This window comes from Polaribacter butkevichii (assembly GCF_038024105.1).
GTDB classification, from domain to species: domain Bacteria; phylum Bacteroidota; class Bacteroidia; order Flavobacteriales; family Flavobacteriaceae; genus Polaribacter; species Polaribacter butkevichii.
The window spans coordinates 3,016,860-3,042,603 of record NZ_CP150661.1 but is presented as its reverse complement, the minus strand read 5'-3'; the positions used below and the strand labels follow the sequence as shown (position 1 = coordinate 3,042,603).

The window sequence follows — 25,744 nt, the reverse complement described above, 5'->3', positions numbered from 1 at the left end:
TTCAACAAAAGTACATTTTTTAAAGAGTAAAAGCAATCATTTGTTCTATTGACAGATGAATATTTTATGTACATTTGTTATTCATCTCAATCAAAAAAGAATGAAATCTAATATAGAAATTCAACGTATAGAAAAATCGAAGATCGATTCTGTAGATTTTAACAACCTACCCTTTGGTAGTGTATATTCTGACCACATGTTAGAATGTGATTTTATAAATGGCGAATGGCAAACCCCTGTTATTAAACCATACGCTCCGATATCTTTAGATCCGGCTGCAAAGATTTTCCATTATGGACAATCTATTTTTGAAGGAATGAAAGCCTACAAAGATGCAGATGAAAATACCATGTTATTTAGACCTTTAGAAAACTGGAAGCGTTTAAATAAATCTGCAGAACGTTTGGTTATTCCTCACATTCCTGAAGATATTTTTATGGAAGGTTTAAAAAAATTATTAGAAGTTGATAATAACTGGATTCCTACAAACGAAGGAAGCTCTTTATACATAAGACCTTTTATGTTTGCTTCTGGAATTGGTTTTCATGCTTCTCCTGCAGATTCGTATAAATTTATAATTTGTACAGCTCCTTCTGGCGCTTATTTTGCTGGTAAAGTAAAAGTTTTAATTGAAGAAAAATATGCACGTGCTGCAAATGGCGGTGTTGGTTTTGCAAAAGCAGGTGGTAATTATGCCGCTCAGTTTTATCCTACACAATTAGCTATAGAAAAAGGGTATAATCAAGTAATTTGGACGGATGATAATTCGCACGAATATATTGAAGAAGCTGGCGCGATGAACATTTTTATCAGAATTAATGACACCTTAATTACAAGCCCTACTAGTGATCGTATTTTAAATGGAATTACACGTAAAAGTGTGATTCAGATTGCAGAAGACATGAACATTGACGTAGAAGTTAGAAAAATTACTGTCTCTGAAGTAATAGCTGCCGCACAAAGTGGTAGTTTAAAAGAAATGTTTGGGGCAGGAACTGCTGCCGTTATTTCTCCAATAGCTACTTTTGGTTATCATGGTACAGATTATGATTTACCAGAATTAGAAAACCCTTTTGCAGAGATTTTAAAGAAAGCTATTACAGATATTCAAACAAACAAAGCAGAAGATCCATACGGATGGAGAGTTGTTTTAGACTAAAAAAAATATTAAATATTTAATATACTAAAAGCATCAATTAATTTTGATGCTTTTTTTTTATCTTTCAATTTTATTTCTAAATTATGAAACACGTAGCGGCACTTTTATTTCTTTTCCTAATTTCTTGTCAAACTCCTAAAGACAAAGATAAAATTCTACCTTTAGAAAAAGGAAAGCAATACATTACAGTATTAGGAATTGCCCAAGACGGAGGCTACCCACATATTGGTTGTCAAAAAGAATGTTGCGCTAATTTTTACAATGGAAAAAGCAACAAAAAAAGTGTTGTTTCTTTAGGCTTGGTAGATCTAGATAACAAACAAAAATGGCTATTTGATGCAACACCCAATATGCATACACAATTAGCAACATTAGAACAACATCACCTAAAAAAAGAAAACCTTATTGATGGCGTATTTTTAACTCATGCTCATATAGGGCATTACACAGGTCTTATGTATTTTGGTAGAGAAGCTTTTGGTAAGAAAGACATTAAAGTATATGCAATGCCTAAAATGAAAAGTTTTTTAAAAGAAAATGGCCCTTGGAGTCAATTAATTTCTCTTCAAAATATTCAACTGCAAAATTTACAACACGACGCTACCTTAGTGTTAAATAATAAAATAAAAGTAACCCCTTTTTTAGTACCACATAGAGATGAATTTTCTGAAACCGTGGGATATAAAATAGAAGGAACACAAAAAACAGCTCTTTTTATTCCAGACATTGACAAATGGCATAAATGGAACCGCAATATTATTGATGAAGTTAAAAAGGTTGATTATGCCTTTGTAGACGCCACATTTTTAAATCAGAATGAAGTAAAACGAGCAATGACAGAAGTTCCGCATCCTTTTATACAAGAAACCATAGACGTATTTAAAAACGAAACGCTAGCAACTAAAAATAAAGTTATTTTTATTCACTTTAACCACACCAACCCTACTCTACAGAAGAATAGTAAAGAACGAAAAGAAATTGAAAAAATGGGCTTTCGTTTTGCAAGTGAAGGCGATAACTATACACTATAAAAACGAGTGTTACTTCCCTCTTTTTTTTAGTTTTTAAAACATAAAAAAAGACAAAAATATTTATTCTCTATTATTTTGTAAAATAATTATAACACGCTATTTGTCAATCAAATAAAATACAGTACATTTGCACTCCTTTTTTAAGGGAAAATTGATTATTAATAAACAAAAACTAATAGTGTAATTATGAACACATTAAGTTACAAAACAGTATCAGCAAACAGCGCTACCGTAAACAAGGAGTGGGTTTTAGTTGATGCAGACGGGCAAACGTTGGGTCGTCTAGCTTCTAAAGTAGCAAAGCTAATTAGAGGTAAATACAAACCAAATTTTACTCCTCACGTAGATTGTGGAGACAACGTGGTTATTATCAACGCAGAAAAAATTGTTTTAACTGGAAACAAATGGAGAGACAAATCTTACATTCGTCACACAGGTTACCCAGGAGGACAAAGATCGTTAACTGCAACAGAAATGTTTGAGAAAGATCCTACAAGATTAATCGAAAAAGCAGTAAAAGGAATGTTACCTAAAAACATTTTAGGAGCAGCTCTATACAGAAACTTGTATGTATATGCAGGTGGAGAGCACAAACAAGCAGGTCAAGAACCTAAAGCTATTAACCTTAACGATCTTAAATAATGGATATAGTACATAAAATCGGTAGAAGAAAAACAGCTGTTGCTCGTATTTATCTTTCTGAAGGAACAGGAAACATTACAGTAAACAAAAAAGATTACAAAAACTACTTTTCTACTGGAACTTTACAGTATAAAGTACAACAACCTTTAATGTTAACAGATAACTTAGAGTCTTATGACATTAAAGTTAATGTTTACGGAGGTGGTGTAACAGGACAAGCAGAAGCTATCCGTTTAGCTATTACTAGAGCTTTAGTTGCTATTAACGAAGAGCACAGATTAGTATTGAAACCAGAAGGTTTATTAACTCGTGACCCAAGAATGGTTGAACGTAAGAAATTCGGTCAGAAAAAAGCACGTAAAAAATTCCAATTCTCGAAACGTTAATCGAATACAGAATTTATTCTGTACTACATTATATCGAGAACTGTTATTATATTTTAATATTAAACAGTTTAGCATCTAAATAGTTAGGACTCGAAAGACTACCTAACTATTGATTTCAAAACAGAAAGTAAACACATTTAAGAAAATGGCAAACGTAAACATTCAAGAATTATTAGATAGTGGTGTACATTTTGGACACTTAACTAGAAAATGGAACCCAAACATGGCTCCATACATTTATACAGAACGTAATGGTGTTCACATCATCGATTTGTATAAAACAGCAGCAAAAATAGAAGAAACTTCAGAAGCTTTAAAAAAGATTGCTAACTCTGGACGTAAAATTTTATTTGTAGCTACAAAAAAACAAGCAAAAGATATTGTTGCAGAAAAAGCAAAAGCAGTAAACATGCCTTTCATTACAGAAAGATGGCCAGGTGGTATGTTAACTAACTTTGTAACTATTAGAAAAGCTGTTAAAAAAATGGCTCATATTGATAGAATGAAGTTAGACGGATCTTTTGATGCATTATCTAAAAGAGAAAAATTACAAATCAATCGTCAGAGAGAAAAATTAGAAAAGAATTTAGGTTCTATTTCTGATATGACTCGTTTACCTGGAGCATTATTTGTAGTAGATATTAAAAAAGAGCACATTGCTGTAGCAGAAGCTCAAAAATTAAGCATTCCTATTTTTGCAATGGTTGATACAAACTCTGATCCTAGATTAGTAGATTTTATCATTCCAGCAAATGATGATGCCTCTAAATCTATAGATAAAGTATTATCTTATGTTACTGATGCAATTGCAGAAGGTTTATCAGAAAGAAAAGCAGACAAAGAAAAAGTAAAAGAAACTAAAGAGGTTGCAGCTCCAAAGGCGGCTCCTGTAGTTGAAGAAGCAAAAGCTGAAGTTACTGAAACTCCTGCAGAAGAAAAAAAATAACAATCATTAAAAAATATACATAACATGGAAACAGTAAAGATTAGTGCTGCTGATGTTAAAAAGTTAAGAGAAGCAACTGGAGCTGGAATGATGGACTGTAAAAAGGCATTAGTTGAAGCTGCTGGAGACTTTGATAAAGCAATTGATATTTTACGTAAAAAAGGTCAAAAAATTGCTGCAAAAAGAGCTGATAGAGAATCTACAGAAGGAGTTGCAGTAACAAAAATTAACGCAGACAACACTGTTGGTGTTGCTATCGTTTTAGCTTGTGAGACTGATTTTGTTGGTAAAAACGAAGCTTTTGTAACTTTAGGAAGTCAATTTGCTGAAATCGCGTTAAATTATGCAGATAAAGAATCTTTCTTAGCTGCTGATTTTGGAGGAATGACTGTTGCTGATAAATTAATTGAGCAAACTGGTGTTATTGGTGAAAAGTTAGACATAACTGCTTTTGAAAAAGTAGAAGCTGCTTATGTTGGTGCTTACACTCACATTGGTAAAATTGCTGCTTTAGTTGGTTTATCTGCTGCTGTAGATAATGCTGATGTTTTAGCTAAAGACGTAGCAATGCAAGTAGCTTCTATGGGAGCAACTACATTGTCTTACAAAGATTTTGACCCTGCATTTGTTGCTGCTGAAACAGAAGCAAGAATTGCTGTGATTGAAAAAGATAATATTGAATTAGGAAGATTAGGGAAAACATTAAAAAATGTTCCTCAATTTATTTCTAGATCTCAATTATCTGAAGAAGTTTTAGTAAAAGCTGAAGAAGCTGCAAAAGCAGAATTAGCTGCAGAAGGAAAACCAGAAAAAATCTGGGATAGAATTTTACCAGGAAAAATGGAAAGATTTATTTCTGACAACACAACTTTAGATACAGAGCAATGTCTTTTAGACCAAGCTTTTATTAAAGATGAAAAGAAAACTGTTGCACAATATGTTCATACATATGGTGATGTTGAAGTAAGCACTTTTAAAAGAGTTACTTTAGGATAAACCTTACTGCAATTCTTGTTAATTATAAACTCAATTAACTTGAGTTAACAAGAAAATAAATTTTTAAAAACCTCACATTCTATAATTTTAGAATTGTGAGGTTTTTTTATTTCTAAGAAAAAGGAAACTCAAAAAAAAAGCTTAATTTTGCACAACTTTCAAAACAAACTATGCAATATAATAGAATTCTTTTAAAATTAAGCGGAGAAGCACTAATGGGTGATAGACAATATGGTATAGATCCTAAACGTCTAGCAGAATATGCAAAAGAAATAAAAGGAATAGTAGCTAAAGGTATTGAAGTTGCTATTGTAATTGGTGGTGGAAACATTTTTAGAGGAGTTGCTGGTGCAGCTAATGGTATGGATCGTGTACAAGGAGATCACATGGGCATGTTAGCAACCTGCATTAACGGATTAGCTCTACAGAGCGCACTAGAAGACCAAAATGTAGACACACGCTTACAAACAGCTCTAGAAATTAAAGAAGTTGCAGAACCATATATCAAAAGAAAAGCGATTCGTCATTTAGAAAAAGGAAGAGTTGTTATTTTTGGAGCAGGTACAGGTAATCCATATTTTACAACCGATACTGCTGCTGTTTTAAGAGCAATTGAAATAGATGCTGATGCTATCTTAAAAGGAACTCGAGTAGATGGAATTTACGATGTAGATCCAGAAAAAAATAAAGATGCCATAAAATTCGAAAAAATTACTTTTAAAGACGTTATTAAAAAAGGATTAAAAGTAATGGATATGACTGCATTTACATTGAGTGAAGAAAACAACCTACCAATTATTGTTTTTGACATGAATACAAATGGAAACTTAATGAAATTAGTTTCAGGAGAAAAAATTGGTACTATTGTTGACTCTCTATAAACAGCATATTTTTAAAATTTACTTAAGATGAACGAAGAAATAGAATTTATACTAGATACTGCTAAAGAAGCAATGAATAATGCTATTGAGCATTTAGTGAAAGAATTAAGAACTATTAGAGCAGGTAAAGCAACGCCTGCAATGTTATCTAACGTTATGGTAGATTACTATGGTTCTCAAACACCATTAAGTCAAGTAGCAAATGTTAACACACCAGACCCTAGAACTATCTCTGTGCAACCTTGGGAAAAAAACATGCTACAACCTATAGAAAAAGCAATAATGATTGCTAATCTTGGTTTTAACCCAATGAACAATGGTGATATTATAATGATTAACGTACCACCATTAACAGAAGAACGAAGAATTGGTCTTGCTAAACAAGCTAAAGCAGAAGCAGAACACGCAAAAGTTGGTATTAGAAATGCTCGTAAAGATGCAAATAATGAAATCAAAAAAACAGACGTTTCTGATGATATGAAAAAAATTGCAGAAGACGATATTCAAAAACTTACTGATACTTTCGTAAAACAAACAGAAGAAAAACTGGCTGTAAAAGAAGTAGAAATAATGAAGGTTTAATAAAAACCTAAGCAATAAAAAGAGGGTGTTTCTTAACACTCTCTTTTTATTTGCACTACACACAATTTAACTACATTTTCGTAAATATAACTGAATGAATTTTTGGACAAAAGTTGCTGGTACTATCTTAAGAAACCGTTATTTGGTTTTACTAGGTATTGCAATCATTACAGGCTTATTAGCATCACAGATGAAGTATATGAAATTTTCATATACAGAAGCAAACCTATTGCCAGAAGATCATGAGGCAAACATACAATACAACCAATTTTTAAAGATCTTTGGTGAAGAGGGCAACTTAGTAATTTTAGGGATTAAAGACTCTACTGTTTTTACACCTAAGAAATTTAATGCCTGGAACAATTTAGTTCGGAAATTTGATAGTTTAGAAGAAATCGATTTTACAATTTCTATTGCTGATGTACAAAAATTAAAAGCAGATAGAAAACAAAGAAAATTTGTATTAGAACCTTTGTATGAGGAAGAACCTACTACCTCAGAAGAAGTATTGGAAATTAAAAAACAACTTTTCGAAAAACTTCCTTTCTACGATAATTTACTTTTTAATAAAGAAACAGGAACATTACAAACAGCAATTTATATTAAAAAATCAATTATAAATACTCCTAAACGTAGAGATTTTATTTTTGATACATTAATACCAACAATAAAACAATTTGAAAAGGAAAACAATGTAAACGTACGTGTTTCTGGTATGCCTTACATTAGAACCCTAAACGCACAAAATATACAAGATGAAATTATACTCTTTGTAGGGGGAGCATTAGGTATAACAGCTATTATTTTCTTCTTTTTCTTTAGATCCTTTAGAGCTACATTTATTACGCTTTTAGTAGTAATGATTGGTGTTATCTGGGCATTTGGATTTATTGGTTGGTTTCAGTATGAAATCACAGTATTGTCTGCATTAATACCTCCTTTAATTATTGTTATTGGAGTACCCAATGCTGTATTTCTGATAAATAAATATCAACAAGAAATAAAAAAACACGGACAACAAGCCAAAGCCTTACAACGAGTAATATCTAAAGTAGGAAATGCTACTTTAATGACCAATATTACCACGGCATCTGGTTTTGCAACTTTTGTTTTTGTAAAAAGTAATCTACTTCGTGAGTTTGGTATTCTAGCCTCTGTAAACATTATTAGTATCTTTATTTTAGCATTACTTATTATACCTATTTTATATAGTTTTATGCCGCTTCCTAAGAAGAAACATTTAAATCACTTAGAAACAAAGTGGATTGAAAATGTGGTAAATTGGATGGAAAAAACGGTTAAAAATAGAAGAATTACTATTTATTTTACCACAGTAATTGTTATTGTTGCAGCAATTATTGGTGTTTATAAAATTAAAGTATCTGGTAGTTTAATAGAAGATATGCCTAAAAGTTTAGAGTTCTATCAAGATATTAAATTTTTTGAAAGAGAATTTGGAGGTATCATGCCGTTAGAAATATTGGTAGATACTAAAAAAGAAAAGGGAGTTATGAAACTCTCTACTTTAAAAAAGATGGAAAAAATAAATGAAGCCATTGAAACTTTTCCAGAACTATCTAAACCAATATCGGTTACCAACTTAGTTAAATACTCTAAACAAGCGTATTACAGAGGTAATCCTAAATATTATCAATTACCAACAAGTCAAGAACAGAGTTACATTTTTGCATATACTAAAAACTCTAACAGTGAAGCAGGTATGCTTAAAAACTTTGTAGATTCTACAGGTCGATATGCCAGAATAACAACGTTTATGAAAGACATTGGTACTGAAAAAATGAATGTCATTCAAGAAAGACTTAAAGCTGTTATAGCTAAAGAATTTCCAACAGACGATTATAAAGTTTCTATAACAGGTAAAGCATTAGTTTTTATAAAAGGGACCAATTATTTGATCAAAAATTTAGTAATATCTTTATCATTAGCAATTTTATTAATCGCCATTTTTATGGCTTGGATGTTTAGATCGCCACAAATGATATTTATTTCCCTGATTCCAAACATACTACCATTACTAATTACGGCAGGTTTAATGGGCTTTATTGGCATACCAATAAAACCATCAACCATTTTAGTATTTAGTATTGCTTTTGGGATATCGGTAGATGATACCATTCACTTTTTAGCGAAATATCGTCAAGAATTAATGACCAATAATTGGCGTGTAAAAACCTCTGTTTACGCTGCTCTTAGAGAAACCGGTGTTAGTATGTTTTATACTTCTATAGTGTTATTTTTTGGTTTTTTAACTTTTACCCTTTCTAGTTTTGGAGGTACCATTGCGTTAGGAGGTTTAGTATCTATTACTTTATTATTAGCCATGGTTTCTAACTTATTATTATTACCATCCTTACTATTAACTTTTGAAAAGAAAATAGCCAATAAAAAAGTATTTAAAGAGCCTGCAATAAAAATATTTCCACCAAAGGAAGAACTAACAGACGAATAATATTTTAGTTTGATAAAATATAGCCCAAATAAAAAAAATCGGATGTTTTATAAAAACATCCGATTTTTAAGTTAATGAAAGAAATTAACATATTATATAATTCAAATAATAACATAAATTTCTAACGGTTTAAAAGTATATAAAAATAAGTATCTTTTTTAAGATGTTTTACCCCTAAATTCTATTAGAAACAACTTAAAGATATCATTGCTCATCTTATATCAAAAAAGTATCTTTACTTTTTAATTATAACATATATTTATATCAATATTATAAGAATATGATAAACAGCAACGTTGCCGAACTTTTAAAGTCGGAAGGATTATTATTACAAGAAGTACAATTAAAAGGATGGGTTAGAACTTTTAGAAGCAATCGTTTTATTGCTTTAAATGATGGTTCTACTATTAATAATATTCAATGTGTAATCGATTTTGAAAACACAGATGAAAATACATTAAAAAGAATTACAACAGGTGCAGCAATTGCTATAAAAGGAACTTTAGCCGCAAGTCAAGGAAGAGGACAGTCTGTAGAAATTCAGGTTACCGAAATAGAAATTCTAGGAGATTCTAATCCAGATGAATACCCTATTCAACCTAAAAAACACAGTTTCGAATTCTTAAGAGAAAATGCACATTTACGTGTTAGAACTAATACATTTAGCGCTGTAATGCGTGTACGTTCTAAATTATCATTTGCCGTACATCAGTATTTTCAAGAAAGAGATTTCAACTATGTTCACACTCCAATTGTTACAGGTTCTGATGCAGAAGGTGCAGGAGAAATGTTTAGAGTTACTACTTTTAAAGACAATGAAGCCCCAGTTACAGAAGACGGAAAAGTAGATTATTCTAAAGACTTTTTTGGTAAAGAAACTAACTTAACCGTTTCCGGACAATTAGAAGCAGAAACTTTTGCAATGGCATTGGGTAAAGCATATACTTTTGGTCCAACTTTTAGAGCAGAAAACTCTAATACCACGCGTCATTTAGCAGAATTTTGGATGATAGAACCAGAAGTTGCCTTTATGGATTTGGATGGTAATATGGATTTAGCAGAAGACTTTATAAAATATGTAATAAACTATGTTTTAGAAAAGTGTGAAGATGATTTAGCCTTTTTAGACCAACGTTTAACGCAAGAAGAAAAAAGCAAGCCACAAGCTGAAAGAAGTGAAATGAGTTTGTTAAATAAATTAAAATTTGTTGTTGATAACAACTTTAAAAGAGTTTCCTATACAGAAGCGATAGATATTCTTAGAAATTCGAAACCAAATAAAAAGAAAAAATTTCAATTCCCTATTAACGAATGGGGAGCCGATTTACAATCTGAACACGAACGTTTTTTAGTTGAAAAACACTTTAAATGTCCTGTAATTTTATTTGATTACCCAGCAAACATCAAAGCATTTTACATGCGTTTAAATGACGATGGTAAAACAGTAAGGGCCATGGATGTATTATTTCCTGGCATTGGAGAAATCGTAGGAGGTTCTCAAAGAGAAGAACGTTATGATGTTTTAGTTGATAAAATGAAAGTATTAGGTATCGAAGAAAAAGAATTGTGGTGGTATTTAGATTTAAGAAAATTTGGAACAGCAGTACATTCTGGATTTGGCTTAGGTTTTGAAAGATTAGTGCAATTTACAACAGGAATGAATAACATTAGAGACGTAATTCCTTTTCCAAGAACTCCACAAAACGCAGAGTTTTAAAAGAAATACTAAAATTTTATAATATGAAACGTCATTCCTAACAGAATGACGTTTTTTATTTTAACCTATTTCATATATTTGTCTATATGCTAAAACAAAGTTTACAATACAAACTCTTACAAAAATTATCTCCTCAACAAATACAGTTGATGAAGTTAATTCAATTGCCTACGCAAGCTTTTGAAGAACGCTTAAAGCAAGAAATTGAAGAAAACCCTGCGTTAGACACAGGTAAAGATGATTCTGATGCTATAGATGATGATTTATCTAATGAGTTTGATGATACCGGTAATGAGAAAATTGAAGCAGAAGACATCAATATTGATGAGTATTTGAGCGATGATGAAATACCTAATTACAAAACTCAAGCAAACAATTATTCTGCAGATGATGAAGAAAAAAATGTGCCTTATGCATCTGGGACAAGCTTTCATCAATCTTTAAAAAATCAATTAAGTACTTATAGTTTTAATGAAGAAGAACTTGCTATTGCAGAATTTTTAGTAGGTAGTATTGATGATAGCGGTTATATAAGAAGAGATATTTTAGATTTAGTAGATGATTTGGCGTTTACAGAAAATGTTTTTACTACTGAAGAGAAAGTTATATCTATCCTAAAAAAAGTAGTGCACACCTTAGATCCTATTGGTGTTGGAGCTAGAGATTTAAAAGAGTGTTTAATCATTCAACTAAAAAGAAAAGAAAAAAACAAAATAAGAAGTTTAGCCATTGACATTTTAGAATCTGCCTTTGATCATTTTGTAAAAAAGCATTACAAAAAACTACAAGAAAAATTTAATATTTCTGAAGATGAATTAAAGGAAGTAAATAAAGAAATTTCTAAACTAAATCCTAAACCTGGTAGTTCTTACGCTGGTAATAATAAAATTGCAGAACAAATTGTTCCTGATTTTTCTATTAAACTTATTGATGGAGAATTAGACTTGGTTTTAAACTCTAGAAATGCACCAGAATTGCATATTTCTAGAGAATACAACAACATGCTAAAAGGATACCAAGAAGCAAGTGTAAAAAGTAAATCTCAAAAAGACGCAGTATTTTTTATCAAACAAAAATTAGATTCCGCAAAGTGGTTTATTGATGCTATAAAACAACGTCAGCAAACACTTTTGGTGACCATGAATACTATTATGCATTATCAATACGATTATTTTTTAACAGGTGATGAACGCAAGTTAAAACCAATGATTTTAAAAGACATTGCAGATAAGATTAACATGGATGTTTCTACCGTGTCTAGAGTTGCAAACAGTAAATATGTATCTACTCCTTACGGAACAAAACTAATTAAAGAATTCTTTTCTGAATCTATGAAAAATGATCAAGGAGAAGATGTTTCTACCAAAGAAATAAAGAAGATTTTAGAAACTGTAATCTTAGAAGAGAACAAGAAAAAACCTTTAACAGATGAAAAGCTAGCAGCCATTCTAAAAGAAAAAGGATATCCAATAGCAAGAAGAACAGTAGCTAAATATAGAGAGCAGTTAGATTTACCTGTGGCGCGTTTAAGAAAAGAAATTTAGTGAAGTTTTATAAATTTATATCCGTAATGTTACACCCAATTGTTGTACCAACAATTGGCATATTCTTATATTTTATTTTTATACAAAATAACTTTAATAGTTCGCAAAAGTTTACGGTTTTAGGTTTAATATTTTTAACAACATACATAATACCTTTACTTGTTCTTATCCTTTTTAAGAGATTTAAGCTCATTAAATCTTTTAAAGCAGAAAGTATTCAAGAAAGAAAAGTTCCTATCGCTATGATGATTGTTCTGTTCTATCTATTGGGTAATACCCTATACGGAATACATAATTTAATAGATTTGGGAATCCTTTTTTATGCCACAACTTTAGGATTACTTTTTATCTATATCTTATTCGCCTTTAAGATAAAAACAAGTATCCATTTAACATCATTAGGCATCACTACAGGGTTCTTTTTTATTTTAAGCCTAATCTATCAGCAGAATTTAATAATCCTAATTATTTGCTCAATACTACTCTCAGGTATAGTTGCTAGTGCACGTTTGCATTTAAAAGCACATACACAAAAAGAAGTTTATTTAGGGTTTGTATTAGGATTTCTATCTCCAATAATCGTTTTCTATTTTTTATAAAATATAGAAAATCAGTCCAAATTTTAAAATCTTTGTATTTATCACTTCGCCATTTATAACACTATTATTAAAAATAGGTGTTAATCCATAATAAATATTGATATTAAACTCATCATACCCTGCAGATAAGGTTAAACCATACTGCAAATTATTATAATTAGAGATATTAGAATACTTAAAAGTAGTTTGAGTATCGTCATCAAACTGAAATTTATTCGATAGATTGTAAGCAAATTTTACGCCACCATAAATTCTCCAAAAGCTATATTTATTAGCTGTAGAAGTTCTCCATCTAAACTCTAAAGGAAACTCTAAGTTATGCGACTTAAATAAATTTGAACTAATAGTATTATCTTGACTAAAAACAATTTCATTATTAATTTTTTGAATCTTTAATTTATGATTGAAAAAATCAAAACCATAGCCAACTCCGGCTGCGATAGATATATTTCCTTGCTTATTTAATATTATATCCTTGATAAACCCTACAGAAAGCCCATACGAAAAATTACTTTTAGAAATTACAGTTGGTTGATCATAAAACTGAGCATAAGAAACAGCTACATAAATTTGATCGTCTGCATATCTATTTCCTAGTTCTAAAGAATCTTTCTGAGCAAAAGACACCATAACATTCATCAATAATAAAAAGGAGGTAATAGCTGTTTTCATATACAAAATTAACGTAGTCTAAAGATACAATATTTCATTAGTAGAACTGTTTTACTCAAAAAAAAAAAACATAAAAAAAGGATAATTCAAATGAATTATCCTTTTTTTATTACAATTATATTATAAAGATTACTCTGTTTTTTTAGAAGCAGAATAACTAATTTTAAGAGCGTTAACGTCTCTTAGTTTTAATCTAATATCCGTAATTGTACCTACACTAGATTCTTTATCTGCTTTAATCGAAGTCGTCATAAATGGTACTTCTGCTTCAGAAACCTTAGATCTTGCATTTATAATAAAAGCAGGAACGTCATCTGCAGAACCTATTTTATCATTCAATTGAATTCTATTAAAACTAGTTCCGTATTTAGCATCTTTTGCTTTACCTACGTATATAGTAGTTACTAAACTTTTGTGTTCAAGTTTTTTAACTTCTGTTGCCGACGGTAATCTTGGAGCATCAATTTGTAAAGAAGTTTCTCTCATGGTAGTAGTTACCATGAAAAAGAATAACAACATAAATACGATATCAGGTAAAGCTGATGTATTTACTGCTGGTACTTCTTTTTTCTTATTTCTAAATTTAGACATACTGTTAAATTTTAAAGATTATTTAGTAGGTTCTTGATCCGAAATAATTTGAGGATAACTAGTTTTGATAAACTCCACTTTTTTCTTCAAATTTTCGTTATTCTTATCATCTTTATAAGCTTCTTCTAATTCAGAAAAAGGCATTTTGTATTTTTCAATACTTAACCTATTTCTTAATGAAGCATAAGCCTTCAACAATTGATCTTGAACAGTTAAATACGTTCCATATTCTGTTAATCTATCACTTTGTACCGAAATAATTGCTTTGTTTGGGTGATCTGAAGAAGATTCACTTCTTTCACCTTTACAATAGCTACAACGTCCACTAGCAACACCATTCTCAACTTTACCTTCACCTCCACCATTATCAATAAAAGCGATAGCAGCTTCTTTTAGGTCTTTAATATCCATTCTTTCGCCTTCAACTAAAAGCTCATTATTTCTATTAATGCTTACCTCAAAAATGTTTTTTTCTTTAATAACAGGTGGCACATAATCCGCTGGTGGTTTTTCAGATAGTTTTTTAGAAACTCCTGAATCAACATTCATTGTTGTTGTTACTAAGAAAAAGATTAACAGCAAGAAGGCAATATCTGCCATAGAACCTGCATTAATTTCTGGATTCTCTCTTCTTGCCATATTATTATGATTTTATTAATCCTTTTACTAAATCGTATACAAAGAACAAACTTGCTACAAGCCCTAAACAAACGCTGTACCAGATACCTGTTCCAACCCATTGGTTTATTGATGTTCCTGCATCACCTCCTTCAAGTACTTTACCTTGTGCATCTAATACGGCATTACTATCTGCTAAAAAGTAAGCAAACACTAATACAACACCTAACACGGCAACACCTAATAAAGTTTTCTTTAAATTATCTGGATTTCTAAAAAGTCCAATTAAAGAAAGAATTACAGTTGCACCAATAGCAAAATATAATAATATAGTAGAAAACCCAACTATACTTCCAACAGAGCTACTTAGCGCCTGTACATCATCCTCACCAGTCATAAAAATTCTAATGAAGAGAATGGCTCCAATTACAGCTATTACAGCTATAAAAATGTTTAATATTTTTGATAAATTATTTTTCATAATATATCTTATTTTTTGTATTTCACTAATAAATCTATTAATTGAATAGATGCATCTTCCATGTTATTTACAATACTATCGATTTTAGAAACGATGTAATTATAAAAAATTTGTAAAATAATTGCTACAACTAAACCAAATACTGTTGTTAATAAGGCTACTTTAATACCACCTGCTACAACCGCTGGAGAAATATCATTTGCAATTTGAATCGAATCAAAAGCTCCAATCATACCAATTACAGTTCCCATAAACCCAAGCATCGGTGCTAATGCAATAAACAAAGATAACCAAGAGATGTTTTTCTCTAATAATCCCATTTGTACTCCACCATAAGAAACTACAGCTTTTTCCGCAGCATCAACTCCTTCTTCTACTCTATCTAATCCTTGGTAAAAGATAGATGCAACTGGCCCTTTAGAGTTTCTACAAACTTCTTTAGCAGCTTCTATACCACCAGAACTTAAAGCATCATCTACACTTGCTACTAATTTCTTAGTATTGGTTGTTGCCATGTTTAAATAAATAATTCTTTCAATTGCAACTGCCAAACCTAAAATTAAGGCTACTAATACAATTCCCATAAATTCTGGGCCACCTTCAATAAAACGTTGTTTTAATTCCTGGTGGAAAGTTTGTGATTCTTCAGCTGCTTCTTGTGCGAAAGTTGATTGAATAGCTCCAAAAAACATAAATCCTGTTACGGATAGGACATTTACTACTTTTTTCATCTTTGTTATAATTAATTTTTAATAGTTAACGGGTTAAAGATATTAATTTTCATCTCAAAAAAACAATATGAAAGACAATTTAACTAAATAAATTAGAAAGAATTTCTCTCTACAATACTTTTGAGAGTGCCAAGTAACAAAAAAATATTGAGCATAAAAAAAAAAAATCAATCTATTTATCTCTTGAAAGTTGATTTAACTGAATTAGTTATTTAAAAATGATATTTATCAGTTAATTCGCCCCTTAAAGACGATTCGAAGTACTTTTTAAATGCCTCATTTGATAAGTTTTTATTTAAAAGGTACATTAATTTGGCAATTGCAGACTCTGTTGTGATATCTCTTCCATTGATAACTCCCATTTCTTTTAACAATAAACTAGTATCATAATGTCCCATCATTACCCTACCACTTTTACATTGAGTAACGTTTACAATTTTAATTCCTTTATTAATTGCTTCTTTTAATAAAGCAATAAAATAATCAGAATTTGGTGCATTTCCAGAACCATAAGTTTCTAATACAATTCCTTTTAAATTGGGTATATTTAAAATACTTTCTATAACTAACTTAGAAATACCTGGAAATAATTTTAAAATAACAACTTCTTCCACCAATTCTTTTCTAACAACTAAAGGTTGCTCTGTATTTTTTGTTTGATGAATTAAATGTTCATTAAACTTAAGATGCACACCACTTTCTGCCAATGGAGGAAAATTCATAGAAGTAAATGCCTCAAACTGTTCTGAGCTTATTTTGGTTGTTCTATTAGCTCTGTATAATTTATATTCAAAATACAAACAAACTTCAGAAATAACAGGCACTCCATTTTTATTGGCGCAAGCTACTTCTATAGAAGTTATTAAATTCTCTTTTGCATCTGTTCTTAAATCGCCAATTGGCAATTGAGAACCTGTAAAAATAATAGGTTTTTGTAGGTTTTCTAACATAAAGCTAATTGCTGATGATGTATATGCCATTGTATCAGAACCTGTTAACACCACAAAACCCTCGAATTTTGTATAATTTTCTTCAATAATTTCTATAATATCTTTATAGTACCCAATATTCATGTTTGATGAATCTATCGCTTCATCAAAAGAAATACTTGTTATATTACAGTTTAACTGTTGTAATTCTGGAATTTTATCTACAATCTGACTAAAATCAAATGCCTTTAAAGCATTGGTTTTATAATCTTTAATCATACCGATAGTTCCGCCTGTATAAATAAGTAATATATTTGGTTTCGTTGTCATTTTGTCATTTTTATTCTCCAAACAATAAATTGGAATACTTTATGCTGTAAATTTATCAAACAAAAATGAAAAACAATTTTTAAACAATATAAATTATGATAGGATTTTATATTTTAATTGGTGCAATTGCTTTAGTAAGCTGGCTAGTTAGTAATACTTTAAAAAATAAATTTAAAAAATACTCTAAAATTCAGCTTAGAAACGGCATGAGCGGTGCAGAAATTGCTCAAAAAATGCTTGCTGATAATGGTATTTTTGATGTAAAAGTAATTTCTACTCCGGGTAGATTAACAGACCACTACAATCCTGCAGATAAAACGGTTAATTTAAGTGAAGCTGTTTACAACCAAACAAATGCCGCTGCCGCTGCTGTTGCAGCACATGAATGCGGACATGCAGTGCAACATGCACAAGCGTATAGCTATTTAACAATGCGATCTCAATTAGTGCCAATTGTAAGTGTTACTTCTAAATACTCGCAATGGTTGGTAATTGGTGGGTTAATTTTAGGGGCTGCTTCCGGAGCTACCGGAATTGGTTTTTATATTGCCATTGCTGGTTTAATTTTTATGGGCTTTGCTACTCTTTTTAGCTTTGTTACCTTACCTGTAGAATATGATGCTAGTAACAGAGCATTGGCTTGGTTAGAAAATAAGAACATGGTAACCCGAGAAGAGTTATCGGGTGCAACAGATGCCTTAAAATGGGCTGCAAGAACATATTTAGTAGCTGCTTTAGGTTCTTTAGCTTCATTATTATATTGGGGACTTCAAATTTTAGGAGGAAGAGATTAAGCATGGCAAATGCTTTTAACTTTTATCTGATACAAATATTACAAAACACTTTCGATTTATTTTGGAAGTGTTTTTTTTGACTCAACTTATAAAAGTAGATTTATGAGTACTGCTTTCGCAGGATAAAAAATAAGCTAGCAAAAAAGTATAGCCCGGATTGAACGGCATGTTTGAGCTCTTTTTTATTCCTTTTTTAGGATAAAAAAAGCGAGTAGTGAAAGCCGGAAATAGCTACAAATAAAAAAACCTTCTTGATTTCTCAAAAAGGTTTTTCTATGCTGTAAGTTTTTTACTATTAATTGACATTCTATGGATTCCTGCCTGCGCAGGAATGACAAATCGGATTTTTAATTCTAAAAATCGAGTAATCTAGATTTAGTCATTCAATTTTAAAACCGCCATAAATGCTTCTTGCGGAATTTCTACATTACCAACCTGACGCATTCTTTTCTTACCTTTTTTCTGCTTTTCTAAAAGTTTACGTTTTCTAGAAATATCTCCACCATAACATTTTGCGGTAACATCTTTACGTAATGCTTTTGTGGTTTCACGCGCAATAATTTTTGCTCCAATTGCTGCCTGAATAGGAATATCAAACTGTTGTCTTGGTATTAATTCTTTTAATTTTTCTACAATTTTCTTACCAATTGTATAGGCATTATCTGCGTGTAAAAGTGCAGAAAGTGCATCTACTGGAGAGCCATTTAATAAAATATCTACTCTTACCAATTTAGAAGTTCTCATTCCTATTGGAGAATAATCGAAAGAAGCATATCCTTTAGAAACTGTTTTTAATCGATCGTAAAAATCGAAAACAATTTCTGCCAAAGGCATATCAAAAATTAATTCTACTCTTTCGGTTGTTAAATAAGTTTGATTTACAATTTCGCCACGTTTTTCGATACACAAACTCATTACCTGACCAACAAAATCTGACTTGGTAATAATACTTGCCTTAATATATGGCTCTTCTACTTTTTCTAATCTTGATGGATCTGGTAAATCGGTTGGATTGTTTAATAAAACAATTTCGGTTGGGTTTTTCTTGGTATACGCGTGGTAAGATACGTTGGGAACCGTTGTAATTACCGTCATATTAAACTCACGTTCTAAACGTTCTTGAATAATTTCCATGTGCAACATTCCTAAGAAACCACATCTAAAACCAAAACCTAAAGCGGCAGAACTTTCTGGTACAAATACCAAAGAAGCATCATTTAATTGCAGTTTTTCCATAGAATAACGCAACTCTTCATAATCTTCTGTATCTACAGGATAAATTCCTGCAAAAACCATTGGTTTTACATCTTCGAAACCATCTATAATTTCTGTTGTAGGGTTTAATGCATCTGTAATTGTATCTCCTACTTTTACTTCTTTTGCTGTTTTTATTCCTGTAATTAAATACCCTACATCACCTGTTTTTACAGATTTTTTTACAACCTGAGATAATTTTAAAGTACCTACTTCATCGGCAAAATACTCATTATCTGTTGCCATGAATTTAATACGTTGCCCTTTTTTTATTTCTCCGTTTAAAACTCTAAAATAAGTTTCTATACCTCTATAAGAATTGTAAACAGAATCGAAAATTAAGGCTTGTAACGGTGCATCTGGATCTCCTTTTGGAGGAGGAATCCTATCTATAATGGCCGCTAAAATATTTTCGACTCCAAAACCTGTTTTTCCACTAGCATGAATTACTTCTTCTGGGTCGCAGCCTAATAAATCTACAATATCATCTGTTACCTCTTCTGGGTTTGCAGAAGGTAAATCTACTTTATTTAACACCGGAATAATTTCTAAATCATTCTCTAAGGCTAAATATAGGTTAGAAATTGTTTGTGCTTGTATACTTTGTGCTGCATCTACAATTAACAAAGCGCCCTCACAGGCCGCTATAGAACGAGAAACTTCGTAAGAAAAATCTACGTGACCAGGTGTGTCAATTAAATTTAAAACATATTCTTCTCCTTTATAGATATAATCCATTTGAATGGCGTGCGATTTTATGGTAATTCCGCGTTCGCGTTCTAAATCCATATTATCTAATAACTGATCTTTCTTTTCTCGATCTGTTACAGAGCCTGTATATTCTAATAACCTATCTGCCAACGTACTTTTACCATGATCTATATGTGCGATAATGCAAAAGTTTCTAATGTTCTTCATACTTCGTTTTCTAACTGCGTTCAACTTACAAAGATATGTTATTTACAGACCTTCCCAAATAAAAAAAATCACAATACCTATTATTGTACTATTCTAATAAAAAAAAATGAATTATAAATCTCTTTCTAATTCAGAAATTGCTATTTTAAACTCTTCTAAATTAATAGCTTCATCACCAGATTTATCATACCCTTTAATTAATTCGTTAGCTACAATTCCTCTTAAAAAACTACTTATATCCGCATTTTTTAATAAATCTTTAAGTTCGTCTTTGTTTAAACTTCCGTCTTTATCCTTATCGTAAAACTGAAAAGCTTCTGTAGGTGTTTGAAATTTATCGTTAATTAAACCGTGTATTTTTTCTAATATTTTTTCTTTTGTTCCCATTTTATTTTTTGTCTAATAATATTTTAAGATACTAAATAAAGTTGAAATGAATTACAAAAATACAATCTTTTACAACTTATTTTCACAAAAATAAATGACTAAAAAAAGCGAAGCCACCACGTATTTGTAACTCATAAATAAACCAACGAGAACTAGAGCTTCTCTTTACATTGATGAGCTATAAAAATATTTTTTCCTCTGAAGGATGAAAAAACACTAAATTTGCAAAAAATTAAATCGTTTTGATTAAAATTGGCAACATAGAATTACCAGACTTTCCGCTTTTATTAGCACCAATGGAAGATGTTTCTGACCCACCATTTAGAGCCTTATGTAAAGAACAAGGCGCTGATGTGGTTTATACAGAGTTTATTTCTTCTGAAGGCTTAATTCGTGACGCTGCAAAGAGCATCATGAAATTAGACATCTATGAAAAAGAACGTCCGGTAGGAATTCAGATTTTTGGAGCCAATTTAGAATCGATGTTAAAAACGGTAGAAATTGTAGAAAAATCGAATCCAGATATTATTGATATCAACTTTGGTTGCCCTGTAAAAAAAGTAGTTTCTAAAGGAGCCGGAGCAGGAATTTTAAAAGACATCGATTTGATGGTTTCTCTTACAGAAGCCATGGTAAAACACACCAATTTACCAATTACCGTAAAAACTCGTTTGGGTTGGGATCATGATTCTATTAGAATTGTAGAAGTTGCAGAGCGCTTACAAGATGTTGGCTGTAAAGCAATTTCTATACATGGTAGAACGCGTGCTCAAATGTATAAAGGAGAGGCTGATTGGAAACCTATTGCCGATGTAAAAAATAACCAAAGAATGCACATTCCTGTTTTTGGTAATGGAGATGTTACGACTCCTGAAAAAGCTATGGAAATGAGAGATTCTTATGGTTTAGATGGCGCCATGATTGGTAGAGCTGCAATTGGATATCCTTGGATTTTTAACGAAATAAAACATTTTTTTAATACTGGTGAACATTTAGCAAAACCAACAATTGCCCAACGTGTGGAAATGGCGAGAAGACATTTGCAAATGGCCATTGATTGGAAAGGACCTGTTTTAGGTGTTTTTGAAACCAGAAGACATTATACCAATTACTTTAAAGGCATACCGCATTTTAAAGAATACAGAATGAAAATGGTAACTTCGGATGATGCTAAAGATGTTTTTGCGACGTTTGATGAAGTAGAAGCGAAGTTTGGAAATACAATTATTCCTCAATTTTAAACTCAGTTAATTCGATAAATACTATCGTTAGCAAAAATACTTAGCCCTGATTGAAGTGACATCCTTTTTATTGCTCTTTTAAATAAGCGTCATTACGAGGAACGAAGTAATCTCTTTCGGATTTAGAGCTTGCCACAGTTTACAAAAAAGTAAACTTCGCAATGACAGCAATAAAAAGATATAACGAAAAGCAGGAAATAGCTTCAGAAAAATTACTTCTCTATAAACTCTTTAGAAATTCTACTACTTGCTATTTTAGAGGCTATAAAACCTAAAACGGTAATGGTTGCTATTACAATAAACAGATTAGAAAATCGAAACTCAACCGGATAAGCTAAATTTTGAGTGATCATAAACACCCCAAATTCTTTTTGTATAAAAACAATGAGCACACCCAATGTTAAACCAATCAACATCCCTAAAACAGTTAATAGAAATCCTTGTAAAACAAAAACTTTTTTTATTTCTTTAATGGATGCTCCTAAACTAAAAAGTGTTTTTAAGTTAGATTTTTTATCAATTATCATCATTATAATGGCACCAATAACATTAAATAATGCTATAATTACAATCAAAGTAAAAATAAGATAAGAAACAAAATTCTCTGTATTTATAACCTTATAGAAAACTTCATTTAATTGCTGTTTGGTTTGTACTTTAAATTGATTACCTAGTTGTTCTTGTAGCTGTTTTGAAAATAAATCTGCCGTAGAATTATCTTTTAATTTAATTTCAACTCCAGTAATTTCGTTGTCTTTATACCTTAATAAATTCTTAGCATCATCTATAGAAACAAAAACAAATTTACTTTCAAACTCTTCTGTACCCGAGTATAAACCTACAATTTGTACATCCTTTTTATAGAAAGCATTATTAGGATTTATAAAACCAACACCAGGCTTAGGAACCATGATAGATAAAGGTGCTCCAAAATTTAAAATACCTAAGGATAATTTTCTAGAAATACCATTCCCCACCACTGCTATATTAGAAAAATCACTATCCAACCAATTCCCCATACTTACAACAGAATCTATTTGGGTAATAGAAGTATAATTTTCTGCGACACCTTTTATATAAGCAATCTCATTTTTATCATTGTACTCTAAAAAAACACGTTCTTCAATAACTTTAGATACCGCTTTTATAGCGGAATTTTTTGTTAATGTTTGATGAATATCATCTGTATAAAAAAACGTTTTACCTTTCTTAGAAGTTATTTTAATATCTGGATCTGATACATCTAACAAGCTATAGCTAAAAGTACGTAAACCAGAAAATCCAGAAAGAATTATAAACAAGGCTAAAGATCCCACAATTACGCCAAAAGAAGCAATAATTGTAATAATGTTTATGGCATTATTACCTGTTTTTGTAAATAAATACCTCTTAGCTATGTATAACGGAAAGTTCAAATGATAGGATAAATTTAACTCCTTTTACGTCTTGGTAAAACGCTAGGATCTTTAATAGGGTTATCATCTTCTCCTTTTAAAGATTTGTCAATTTCTTCAATATAATCTAAAGTATCATCACCAAAAAACAATAATTCTGGCATTCTACGTAATTGATGTTTAGTTCTTTTTGCCATTTCATGACGAATTAAAACGGTGTTAGATTGTACACCTTTAATAATTTCGTCTCTATTACTTGAAGGAAAAACACTTAAATATACCTTGGCAACTCCTAAATCTGAAGTTACATGAACTTTAGAAACAGAAATTATTATCCCTTTCATACCATCTTGTGCTGCCTTCTGCAAAACATCTACCAAATCTTTTTGTAATACTCCTGCAATTTTTCGCTGTCTATTCGTTTCTTCCATGCTGCAAATTTACACAATTTTTATGGAGTGTAAATTTTATTTTTTATCGCATACATTACCAAACCTACCCTATTTTTTACATTCAATTTTGTAAATAAAACATCCCTATAACCATCTATTGTTTTGGGACTTAAACACATTTTATCTGCAATTTCTTTGTAAGTTAATTCAGAACAAGCATATTTCATAAAAGTTACTTCTCTTTCTTTTAAGTGAATTTCTGCACCTCCATTACCAGAAAGAGATTTCATTAATAAATTAGTTACATTTTTGGTATGATAAAATCCGTTTTCAGCTATTTCAACCAAGGCCTTTTCCAAGACAACCTTTTCTGTATCTTTTAACAGGTAACCAATAGCACCTACTTTAAGCATTTTTAAAATGGTTGTATCTTCATCCTCTACAGAAAGCGCCATTACGTGTACACTACCATGGTTGTTTGTAATCCATTCTGTAGTTTCAATACCATTCATTATAGGCATGTTAATATCCATTAAAACAACGTCTGGTATAAACTCTGGCGACGCCGAAAACTTATCAATTAATTCTTGTCCGTTTTTACATGTATATAATACTTTAAATTTAGGAAAAGTATTTACCATGGCTGCTATAGCCTGAGAAAGCAATGTATGATCATCTACAATAACAACTGAATATTTTATCATAATTTATATACTATTTTTAAAGAGGTTCCTTTATTTACTTCGGATGTAAAAACAGCAGAAGCTCCAATTAATTTAGCTCTATTTTTAATATTTTCTAAACCTATGCCTTTCTTTTCATTTTCTAATGAAGAAAAACCGACTCCATCATCTGCTGCAACAACCTCTAATTCGGTATCAGTAAACTTTAATTGCACCCGTAAATTAGAAGCTTTAGAGTGTTTAATGGTATTCGAAAAAAATTCTTGTAAAATTCTAAAAATAATAATGCTAGACTTTTTATTAATTATTTGTTCATCACCAGAAATTATTAACGTAGAATTGATAAAATTTAATCGATTAAAACGGTCAATTTCTAATTGAACAGCATCACCTAACTTTATGTTTTTTATGGCTTCAGGGTTAATTAATTTAGACAACGCTCTTACCTCTGTTAATCCTTTTGTAATTGTTTCTGACACTTCACTAATATTTTCTGGAGTGGCATTTTGTAATTGAATCTTTGCTAAAGTTAACAACTGTCCAATATTATCATGTAACTCCCAACTAATATTTCTAAGTGTTTCTTCTCGTATTTCTATTTGTGTTTCTGCAATTTCTCGTTCAAAGCGTTTTTTTGTTTCATCTCTATCAATTAATAATGCTTTTTTCTTTTTTTGGAAAACTCCAAAAAGAGCAACCAAAGCAATAGTAATTAAACCAATAATTAATGTTGAAACTAAAAAAATTAATTCTCCTCCTTTGAACTCCATATTAAACCAGCAATAAAACAAAAATGTGTTAAAATTATAATTATTCTTTGCACTTTAAATAACGTTATTCCATCTTTTTTAGATTCGATACCGATAACATAAAGCCATGTATAAAATGGAAGTGATGTTAAATAATACAATAGAAAAGCAATGGTTATCCAAAAAGGTAGACTTTTTTCAAAACTAATAATCCTATCAGATTTTAATAATTCTTTTAAATAAAACACCATGAACAAACATACAATTAAAGCTCCTAAAAGAACAGTGTAGTCTTGTATTCGTTTAAATATAAAACTAAATAAATAGATAATATTAAACAAAATCATTAAATATTTAATCCATTTATGGGATACTGTTTCCTTAGTTAACTTAAAATAAATTAAAGCCACCAAATTATATTCAAAAAAAGTATAAATATTATAAATACCTTTTGTTGCATGACCATAAAAATTTGCTAGTTGAACTATGTATTCAAATACAATAACAGTAATGACATAACCTAAAAAATATTTAAAATAAGGTAATTTATATTTTTTGAAAAAGGAAACTGCAACAATTGCTGTTGTAGTATAAAGAAACAGAACGAAAACAGTTAATCCCATTGAG

The 25,744-nt window shown here is 30.6% G+C and carries 27 protein-coding genes; 14 read left to right on the top strand and 13 right to left on the bottom strand.

Features of this window, described 5'->3' with window-relative positions; all coding sequences use genetic code 11:
* The first annotated feature begins 100 nt into the window (after positions 1 to 100).
* The 12 genes from WG951_RS12850 (at position 101) to WG951_RS12795 (ending at position 12,953) form a co-directional block, all read left to right on the top strand.
* On the top strand, positions 101 to 1,159 hold the full coding sequence (locus WG951_RS12850) for a branched-chain amino acid aminotransferase (protein WP_105049423.1): 1,059 nt from the start codon (positions 101 to 103) through the stop codon (positions 1,157 to 1,159).
* An 83-nt stretch (positions 1,160 to 1,242) separates the two neighbouring features.
* Positions 1,243 to 2,190, top strand: a complete 948-nt coding sequence (locus WG951_RS12845) for an MBL fold metallo-hydrolase (RefSeq protein ID WP_105049424.1) — start codon at positions 1,243 to 1,245, stop codon at positions 2,188 to 2,190.
* A 186-nt stretch (positions 2,191 to 2,376) separates the two neighbouring features.
* Positions 2,377 to 2,832 carry a 50S ribosomal protein L13 gene (gene rplM, locus WG951_RS12840; RefSeq protein ID WP_068449531.1) on the top strand — a complete coding sequence of 152 codons (456 nt, stop codon included), beginning with the start codon at positions 2,377 to 2,379 and terminating at the stop codon, positions 2,830 to 2,832.
* Positions 2,832 to 3,218: a 30S ribosomal protein S9 gene (gene rpsI / locus WG951_RS12835; RefSeq protein ID WP_105049425.1), complete on the top strand. Its 387-nt coding sequence runs from the start codon at positions 2,832 to 2,834 to the stop codon at positions 3,216 to 3,218. The genes rplM and rpsI overlap by 1 nt, the downstream gene beginning before the upstream one ends.
* A 145-nt stretch (positions 3,219 to 3,363) precedes the next feature.
* Entirely contained in the window at positions 3,364 to 4,164 is an 801-nt protein-coding gene (gene rpsB, locus WG951_RS12830; RefSeq protein ID WP_105049426.1) for a 30S ribosomal protein S2, read from the top strand.
* Between the two features lie 24 nt (positions 4,165 to 4,188).
* Positions 4,189 to 5,160 (top strand): translation elongation factor Ts, encoded by a 972-nt coding sequence (tsf, locus tag WG951_RS12825; protein ID WP_105049427.1) that lies wholly within the window; start codon positions 4,189 to 4,191, stop codon positions 5,158 to 5,160.
* Between the two features lie 170 nt (positions 5,161 to 5,330).
* Positions 5,331 to 6,041 carry a UMP kinase gene (gene pyrH / locus WG951_RS12820; RefSeq protein WP_105049428.1) on the top strand — a complete coding sequence of 237 codons (711 nt, stop codon included), beginning with the start codon at positions 5,331 to 5,333 and terminating at the stop codon, positions 6,039 to 6,041.
* Positions 6,042 to 6,068: 27 nt separating this feature from the next.
* Complete coding sequence (gene frr, locus WG951_RS12815) at positions 6,069 to 6,623, top strand: ribosome recycling factor (protein WP_105049429.1); 555 nt, start codon at positions 6,069 to 6,071, stop codon at positions 6,621 to 6,623.
* A gap of 94 nt (positions 6,624 to 6,717) precedes the next feature.
* A complete protein-coding gene (locus WG951_RS12810; RefSeq protein ID WP_105049430.1) occupies positions 6,718 to 9,093 on the top strand; it encodes an efflux RND transporter permease subunit in 2,376 nt (791 codons plus the stop codon).
* A gap of 280 nt (positions 9,094 to 9,373) precedes the next feature.
* On the top strand, positions 9,374 to 10,810 hold the full coding sequence (asnS, locus tag WG951_RS12805) for an asparagine--tRNA ligase (RefSeq protein WP_105049431.1): 1,437 nt from the start codon (positions 9,374 to 9,376) through the stop codon (positions 10,808 to 10,810).
* Between the two features lie 86 nt (positions 10,811 to 10,896).
* Positions 10,897 to 12,354 carry an RNA polymerase factor sigma-54 gene (rpoN, locus tag WG951_RS12800; RefSeq protein WP_105049432.1) on the top strand — a complete coding sequence of 486 codons (1,458 nt, stop codon included), beginning with the start codon at positions 10,897 to 10,899 and terminating at the stop codon, positions 12,352 to 12,354.
* A 26-nt stretch (positions 12,355 to 12,380) separates the two neighbouring features.
* Positions 12,381 to 12,953 carry a hypothetical protein gene (locus tag WG951_RS12795; RefSeq protein ID WP_105049433.1) on the top strand — a complete coding sequence of 191 codons (573 nt, stop codon included), beginning with the start codon at positions 12,381 to 12,383 and terminating at the stop codon, positions 12,951 to 12,953.
* On the opposite strand, the gene WG951_RS12790 is transcribed toward WG951_RS12795, so the two are convergent.
* From WG951_RS12790 to WG951_RS12765, 6 genes are all read right to left on the bottom strand, one after another.
* Positions 12,948 to 13,625: a porin family protein gene (locus WG951_RS12790; protein ID WP_105049434.1), complete on the bottom strand. Its 678-nt coding sequence runs from the start codon at positions 13,623 to 13,625 to the stop codon at positions 12,948 to 12,950. The two genes, WG951_RS12795 and WG951_RS12790, sit on opposite strands and share 6 nt — an antisense overlap.
* A 129-nt stretch (positions 13,626 to 13,754) precedes the next feature.
* Positions 13,755 to 14,216, bottom strand: coding sequence for an ExbD/TolR family protein (locus WG951_RS12785; RefSeq protein WP_105049435.1), 462 nt, complete (start codon positions 14,214 to 14,216; stop codon positions 13,755 to 13,757).
* Positions 14,217 to 14,234: 18 nt separating this feature from the next.
* On the bottom strand, positions 14,235 to 14,855 hold the full coding sequence (locus WG951_RS12780; protein ID WP_105049436.1) for an ExbD/TolR family protein: 621 nt from the start codon (positions 14,853 to 14,855) through the stop codon (positions 14,235 to 14,237).
* A gap of 4 nt (positions 14,856 to 14,859) precedes the next feature.
* Entirely contained in the window at positions 14,860 to 15,315 is a 456-nt protein-coding gene (locus tag WG951_RS12775) for a hypothetical protein (protein WP_105049437.1), read from the bottom strand.
* 8 nt (positions 15,316 to 15,323) lie between these two features.
* Complete coding sequence (locus tag WG951_RS12770; protein WP_105049438.1) at positions 15,324 to 16,046, bottom strand: MotA/TolQ/ExbB proton channel family protein; 723 nt, start codon at positions 16,044 to 16,046, stop codon at positions 15,324 to 15,326.
* A 212-nt stretch (positions 16,047 to 16,258) separates the two neighbouring features.
* Positions 16,259 to 17,305 (bottom strand): asparaginase, encoded by a 1,047-nt coding sequence (locus WG951_RS12765; protein WP_105049439.1) that lies wholly within the window; start codon positions 17,303 to 17,305, stop codon positions 16,259 to 16,261.
* Between the two features lie 95 nt (positions 17,306 to 17,400).
* On the opposite strand from WG951_RS12765, the gene WG951_RS12760 reads away from it, so the two are divergent.
* Entirely contained in the window at positions 17,401 to 18,099 is a 699-nt protein-coding gene (locus WG951_RS12760; RefSeq protein WP_105049440.1) for a zinc metallopeptidase, read from the top strand.
* A 375-nt stretch (positions 18,100 to 18,474) separates the two neighbouring features.
* On the opposite strand, the gene lepA is transcribed toward WG951_RS12760, so the two are convergent.
* Positions 18,475 to 20,271 carry a translation elongation factor 4 gene (gene lepA, locus WG951_RS12755; RefSeq protein WP_105049441.1) on the bottom strand — a complete coding sequence of 599 codons (1,797 nt, stop codon included), beginning with the start codon at positions 20,269 to 20,271 and terminating at the stop codon, positions 18,475 to 18,477.
* 111 nt (positions 20,272 to 20,382) lie between these two features.
* Complete coding sequence (locus tag WG951_RS12750; protein ID WP_105049442.1) at positions 20,383 to 20,658, bottom strand: EF-hand domain-containing protein; 276 nt, start codon at positions 20,656 to 20,658, stop codon at positions 20,383 to 20,385.
* Between the two features lie 242 nt (positions 20,659 to 20,900).
* Between WG951_RS12750 and dusB the strand changes: the two genes are divergently transcribed.
* Positions 20,901 to 21,899, top strand: a complete 999-nt coding sequence (gene dusB / locus WG951_RS12745; RefSeq protein WP_105049443.1) for a tRNA dihydrouridine synthase DusB — start codon at positions 20,901 to 20,903, stop codon at positions 21,897 to 21,899.
* A gap of 212 nt (positions 21,900 to 22,111) precedes the next feature.
* On the opposite strand, the gene WG951_RS12740 is transcribed toward dusB, so the two are convergent.
* Genes WG951_RS12740 through WG951_RS12720 form a run of 5 tightly spaced genes read right to left on the bottom strand, consistent with a single transcriptional unit; the run spans position 22,112 to position 25,740 of the window.
* Positions 22,112 to 23,314 (bottom strand): ABC transporter permease, encoded by a 1,203-nt coding sequence (locus WG951_RS12740; RefSeq protein ID WP_105049444.1) that lies wholly within the window; start codon positions 23,312 to 23,314, stop codon positions 22,112 to 22,114.
* Between the two features lie 14 nt (positions 23,315 to 23,328).
* A complete protein-coding gene (rbfA, locus tag WG951_RS12735) occupies positions 23,329 to 23,724 on the bottom strand; it encodes a 30S ribosome-binding factor RbfA (protein WP_105049445.1) in 396 nt (131 codons plus the stop codon).
* A 20-nt stretch (positions 23,725 to 23,744) separates the two neighbouring features.
* Positions 23,745 to 24,389, bottom strand: a complete 645-nt coding sequence (locus WG951_RS12730) for a response regulator transcription factor (RefSeq protein ID WP_105049446.1) — start codon at positions 24,387 to 24,389, stop codon at positions 23,745 to 23,747.
* The gene (locus tag WG951_RS12725) at positions 24,386 to 25,138 is read right to left on the bottom strand and encodes a sensor histidine kinase (protein ID WP_105049447.1); all 753 of its coding nucleotides are present in this window, start codon (positions 25,136 to 25,138) and stop codon (positions 24,386 to 24,388) included. The genes WG951_RS12730 and WG951_RS12725 overlap by 4 nt, the downstream gene beginning before the upstream one ends.
* Entirely contained in the window at positions 25,114 to 25,740 is a 627-nt protein-coding gene (locus WG951_RS12720; protein ID WP_105049448.1) for a hypothetical protein, read from the bottom strand. The genes WG951_RS12725 and WG951_RS12720 overlap by 25 nt, the downstream gene beginning before the upstream one ends.
* Between the last annotated feature and the right edge of the window lie 4 nt (positions 25,741 to 25,744).

Coding starts and splice junctions, on each gene's coding strand:
- tsf (WP_105049427.1), top strand. CDS start 4,189: ATGGAAACAGTAAAGATTAGTGCTGCTGATGTTAAAAAGTTAAGAGAA.
- WG951_RS12770 (WP_105049438.1), bottom strand. CDS start 16,046: ATGAAAAAAGTAGTAAATGTCCTATCCGTAACAGGATTTATGTTTTTT.
- WG951_RS12790 (WP_105049434.1), bottom strand. CDS start 13,625: ATGAAAACAGCTATTACCTCCTTTTTATTATTGATGAATGTTATGGTG.
- asnS (WP_105049431.1), top strand. CDS start 9,374: ATGATAAACAGCAACGTTGCCGAACTTTTAAAGTCGGAAGGATTATTA.
- rpsI (WP_105049425.1), top strand. CDS start 2,832: ATGGATATAGTACATAAAATCGGTAGAAGAAAAACAGCTGTTGCTCGT.
- WG951_RS12765 (WP_105049439.1), bottom strand. CDS start 17,305: ATGACAACGAAACCAAATATATTACTTATTTATACAGGCGGAACTATC.
- lepA (WP_105049441.1), bottom strand. CDS start 20,271: ATGAAGAACATTAGAAACTTTTGCATTATCGCACATATAGATCATGGT.
- WG951_RS12795 (WP_105049433.1), top strand. CDS start 12,381: ATGTTACACCCAATTGTTGTACCAACAATTGGCATATTCTTATATTTT.
- frr (WP_105049429.1), top strand. CDS start 6,069: ATGAACGAAGAAATAGAATTTATACTAGATACTGCTAAAGAAGCAATG.
- rplM (WP_068449531.1), top strand. CDS start 2,377: ATGAACACATTAAGTTACAAAACAGTATCAGCAAACAGCGCTACCGTA.
- WG951_RS12785 (WP_105049435.1), bottom strand. CDS start 14,216: ATGTCTAAATTTAGAAATAAGAAAAAAGAAGTACCAGCAGTAAATACA.
- WG951_RS12725 (WP_105049447.1), bottom strand. CDS start 25,138: ATGGAGTTCAAAGGAGGAGAATTAATTTTTTTAGTTTCAACATTAATT.
- WG951_RS12750 (WP_105049442.1), bottom strand. CDS start 20,658: ATGGGAACAAAAGAAAAAATATTAGAAAAAATACACGGTTTAATTAAC.
- pyrH (WP_105049428.1), top strand. CDS start 5,331: ATGCAATATAATAGAATTCTTTTAAAATTAAGCGGAGAAGCACTAATG.
- WG951_RS12850 (WP_105049423.1), top strand. CDS start 101: ATGAAATCTAATATAGAAATTCAACGTATAGAAAAATCGAAGATCGAT.
- WG951_RS12775 (WP_105049437.1), bottom strand. CDS start 15,315: ATGAAAAATAATTTATCAAAAATATTAAACATTTTTATAGCTGTAATA.
- rpoN (WP_105049432.1), top strand. CDS start 10,897: ATGCTAAAACAAAGTTTACAATACAAACTCTTACAAAAATTATCTCCT.
- WG951_RS12720 (WP_105049448.1), bottom strand. CDS start 25,740: ATGGGATTAACTGTTTTCGTTCTGTTTCTTTATACTACAACAGCAATT.
- WG951_RS12780 (WP_105049436.1), bottom strand. CDS start 14,855: ATGGCAAGAAGAGAGAATCCAGAAATTAATGCAGGTTCTATGGCAGAT.
- WG951_RS12845 (WP_105049424.1), top strand. CDS start 1,243: ATGAAACACGTAGCGGCACTTTTATTTCTTTTCCTAATTTCTTGTCAA.
- WG951_RS12730 (WP_105049446.1), bottom strand. CDS start 24,389: ATGATAAAATATTCAGTTGTTATTGTAGATGATCATACATTGCTTTCT.
- rpsB (WP_105049426.1), top strand. CDS start 3,364: ATGGCAAACGTAAACATTCAAGAATTATTAGATAGTGGTGTACATTTT.
- WG951_RS12760 (WP_105049440.1), top strand. CDS start 17,401: ATGATAGGATTTTATATTTTAATTGGTGCAATTGCTTTAGTAAGCTGG.
- rbfA (WP_105049445.1), bottom strand. CDS start 23,724: ATGGAAGAAACGAATAGACAGCGAAAAATTGCAGGAGTATTACAAAAA.
- WG951_RS12810 (WP_105049430.1), top strand. CDS start 6,718: ATGAATTTTTGGACAAAAGTTGCTGGTACTATCTTAAGAAACCGTTAT.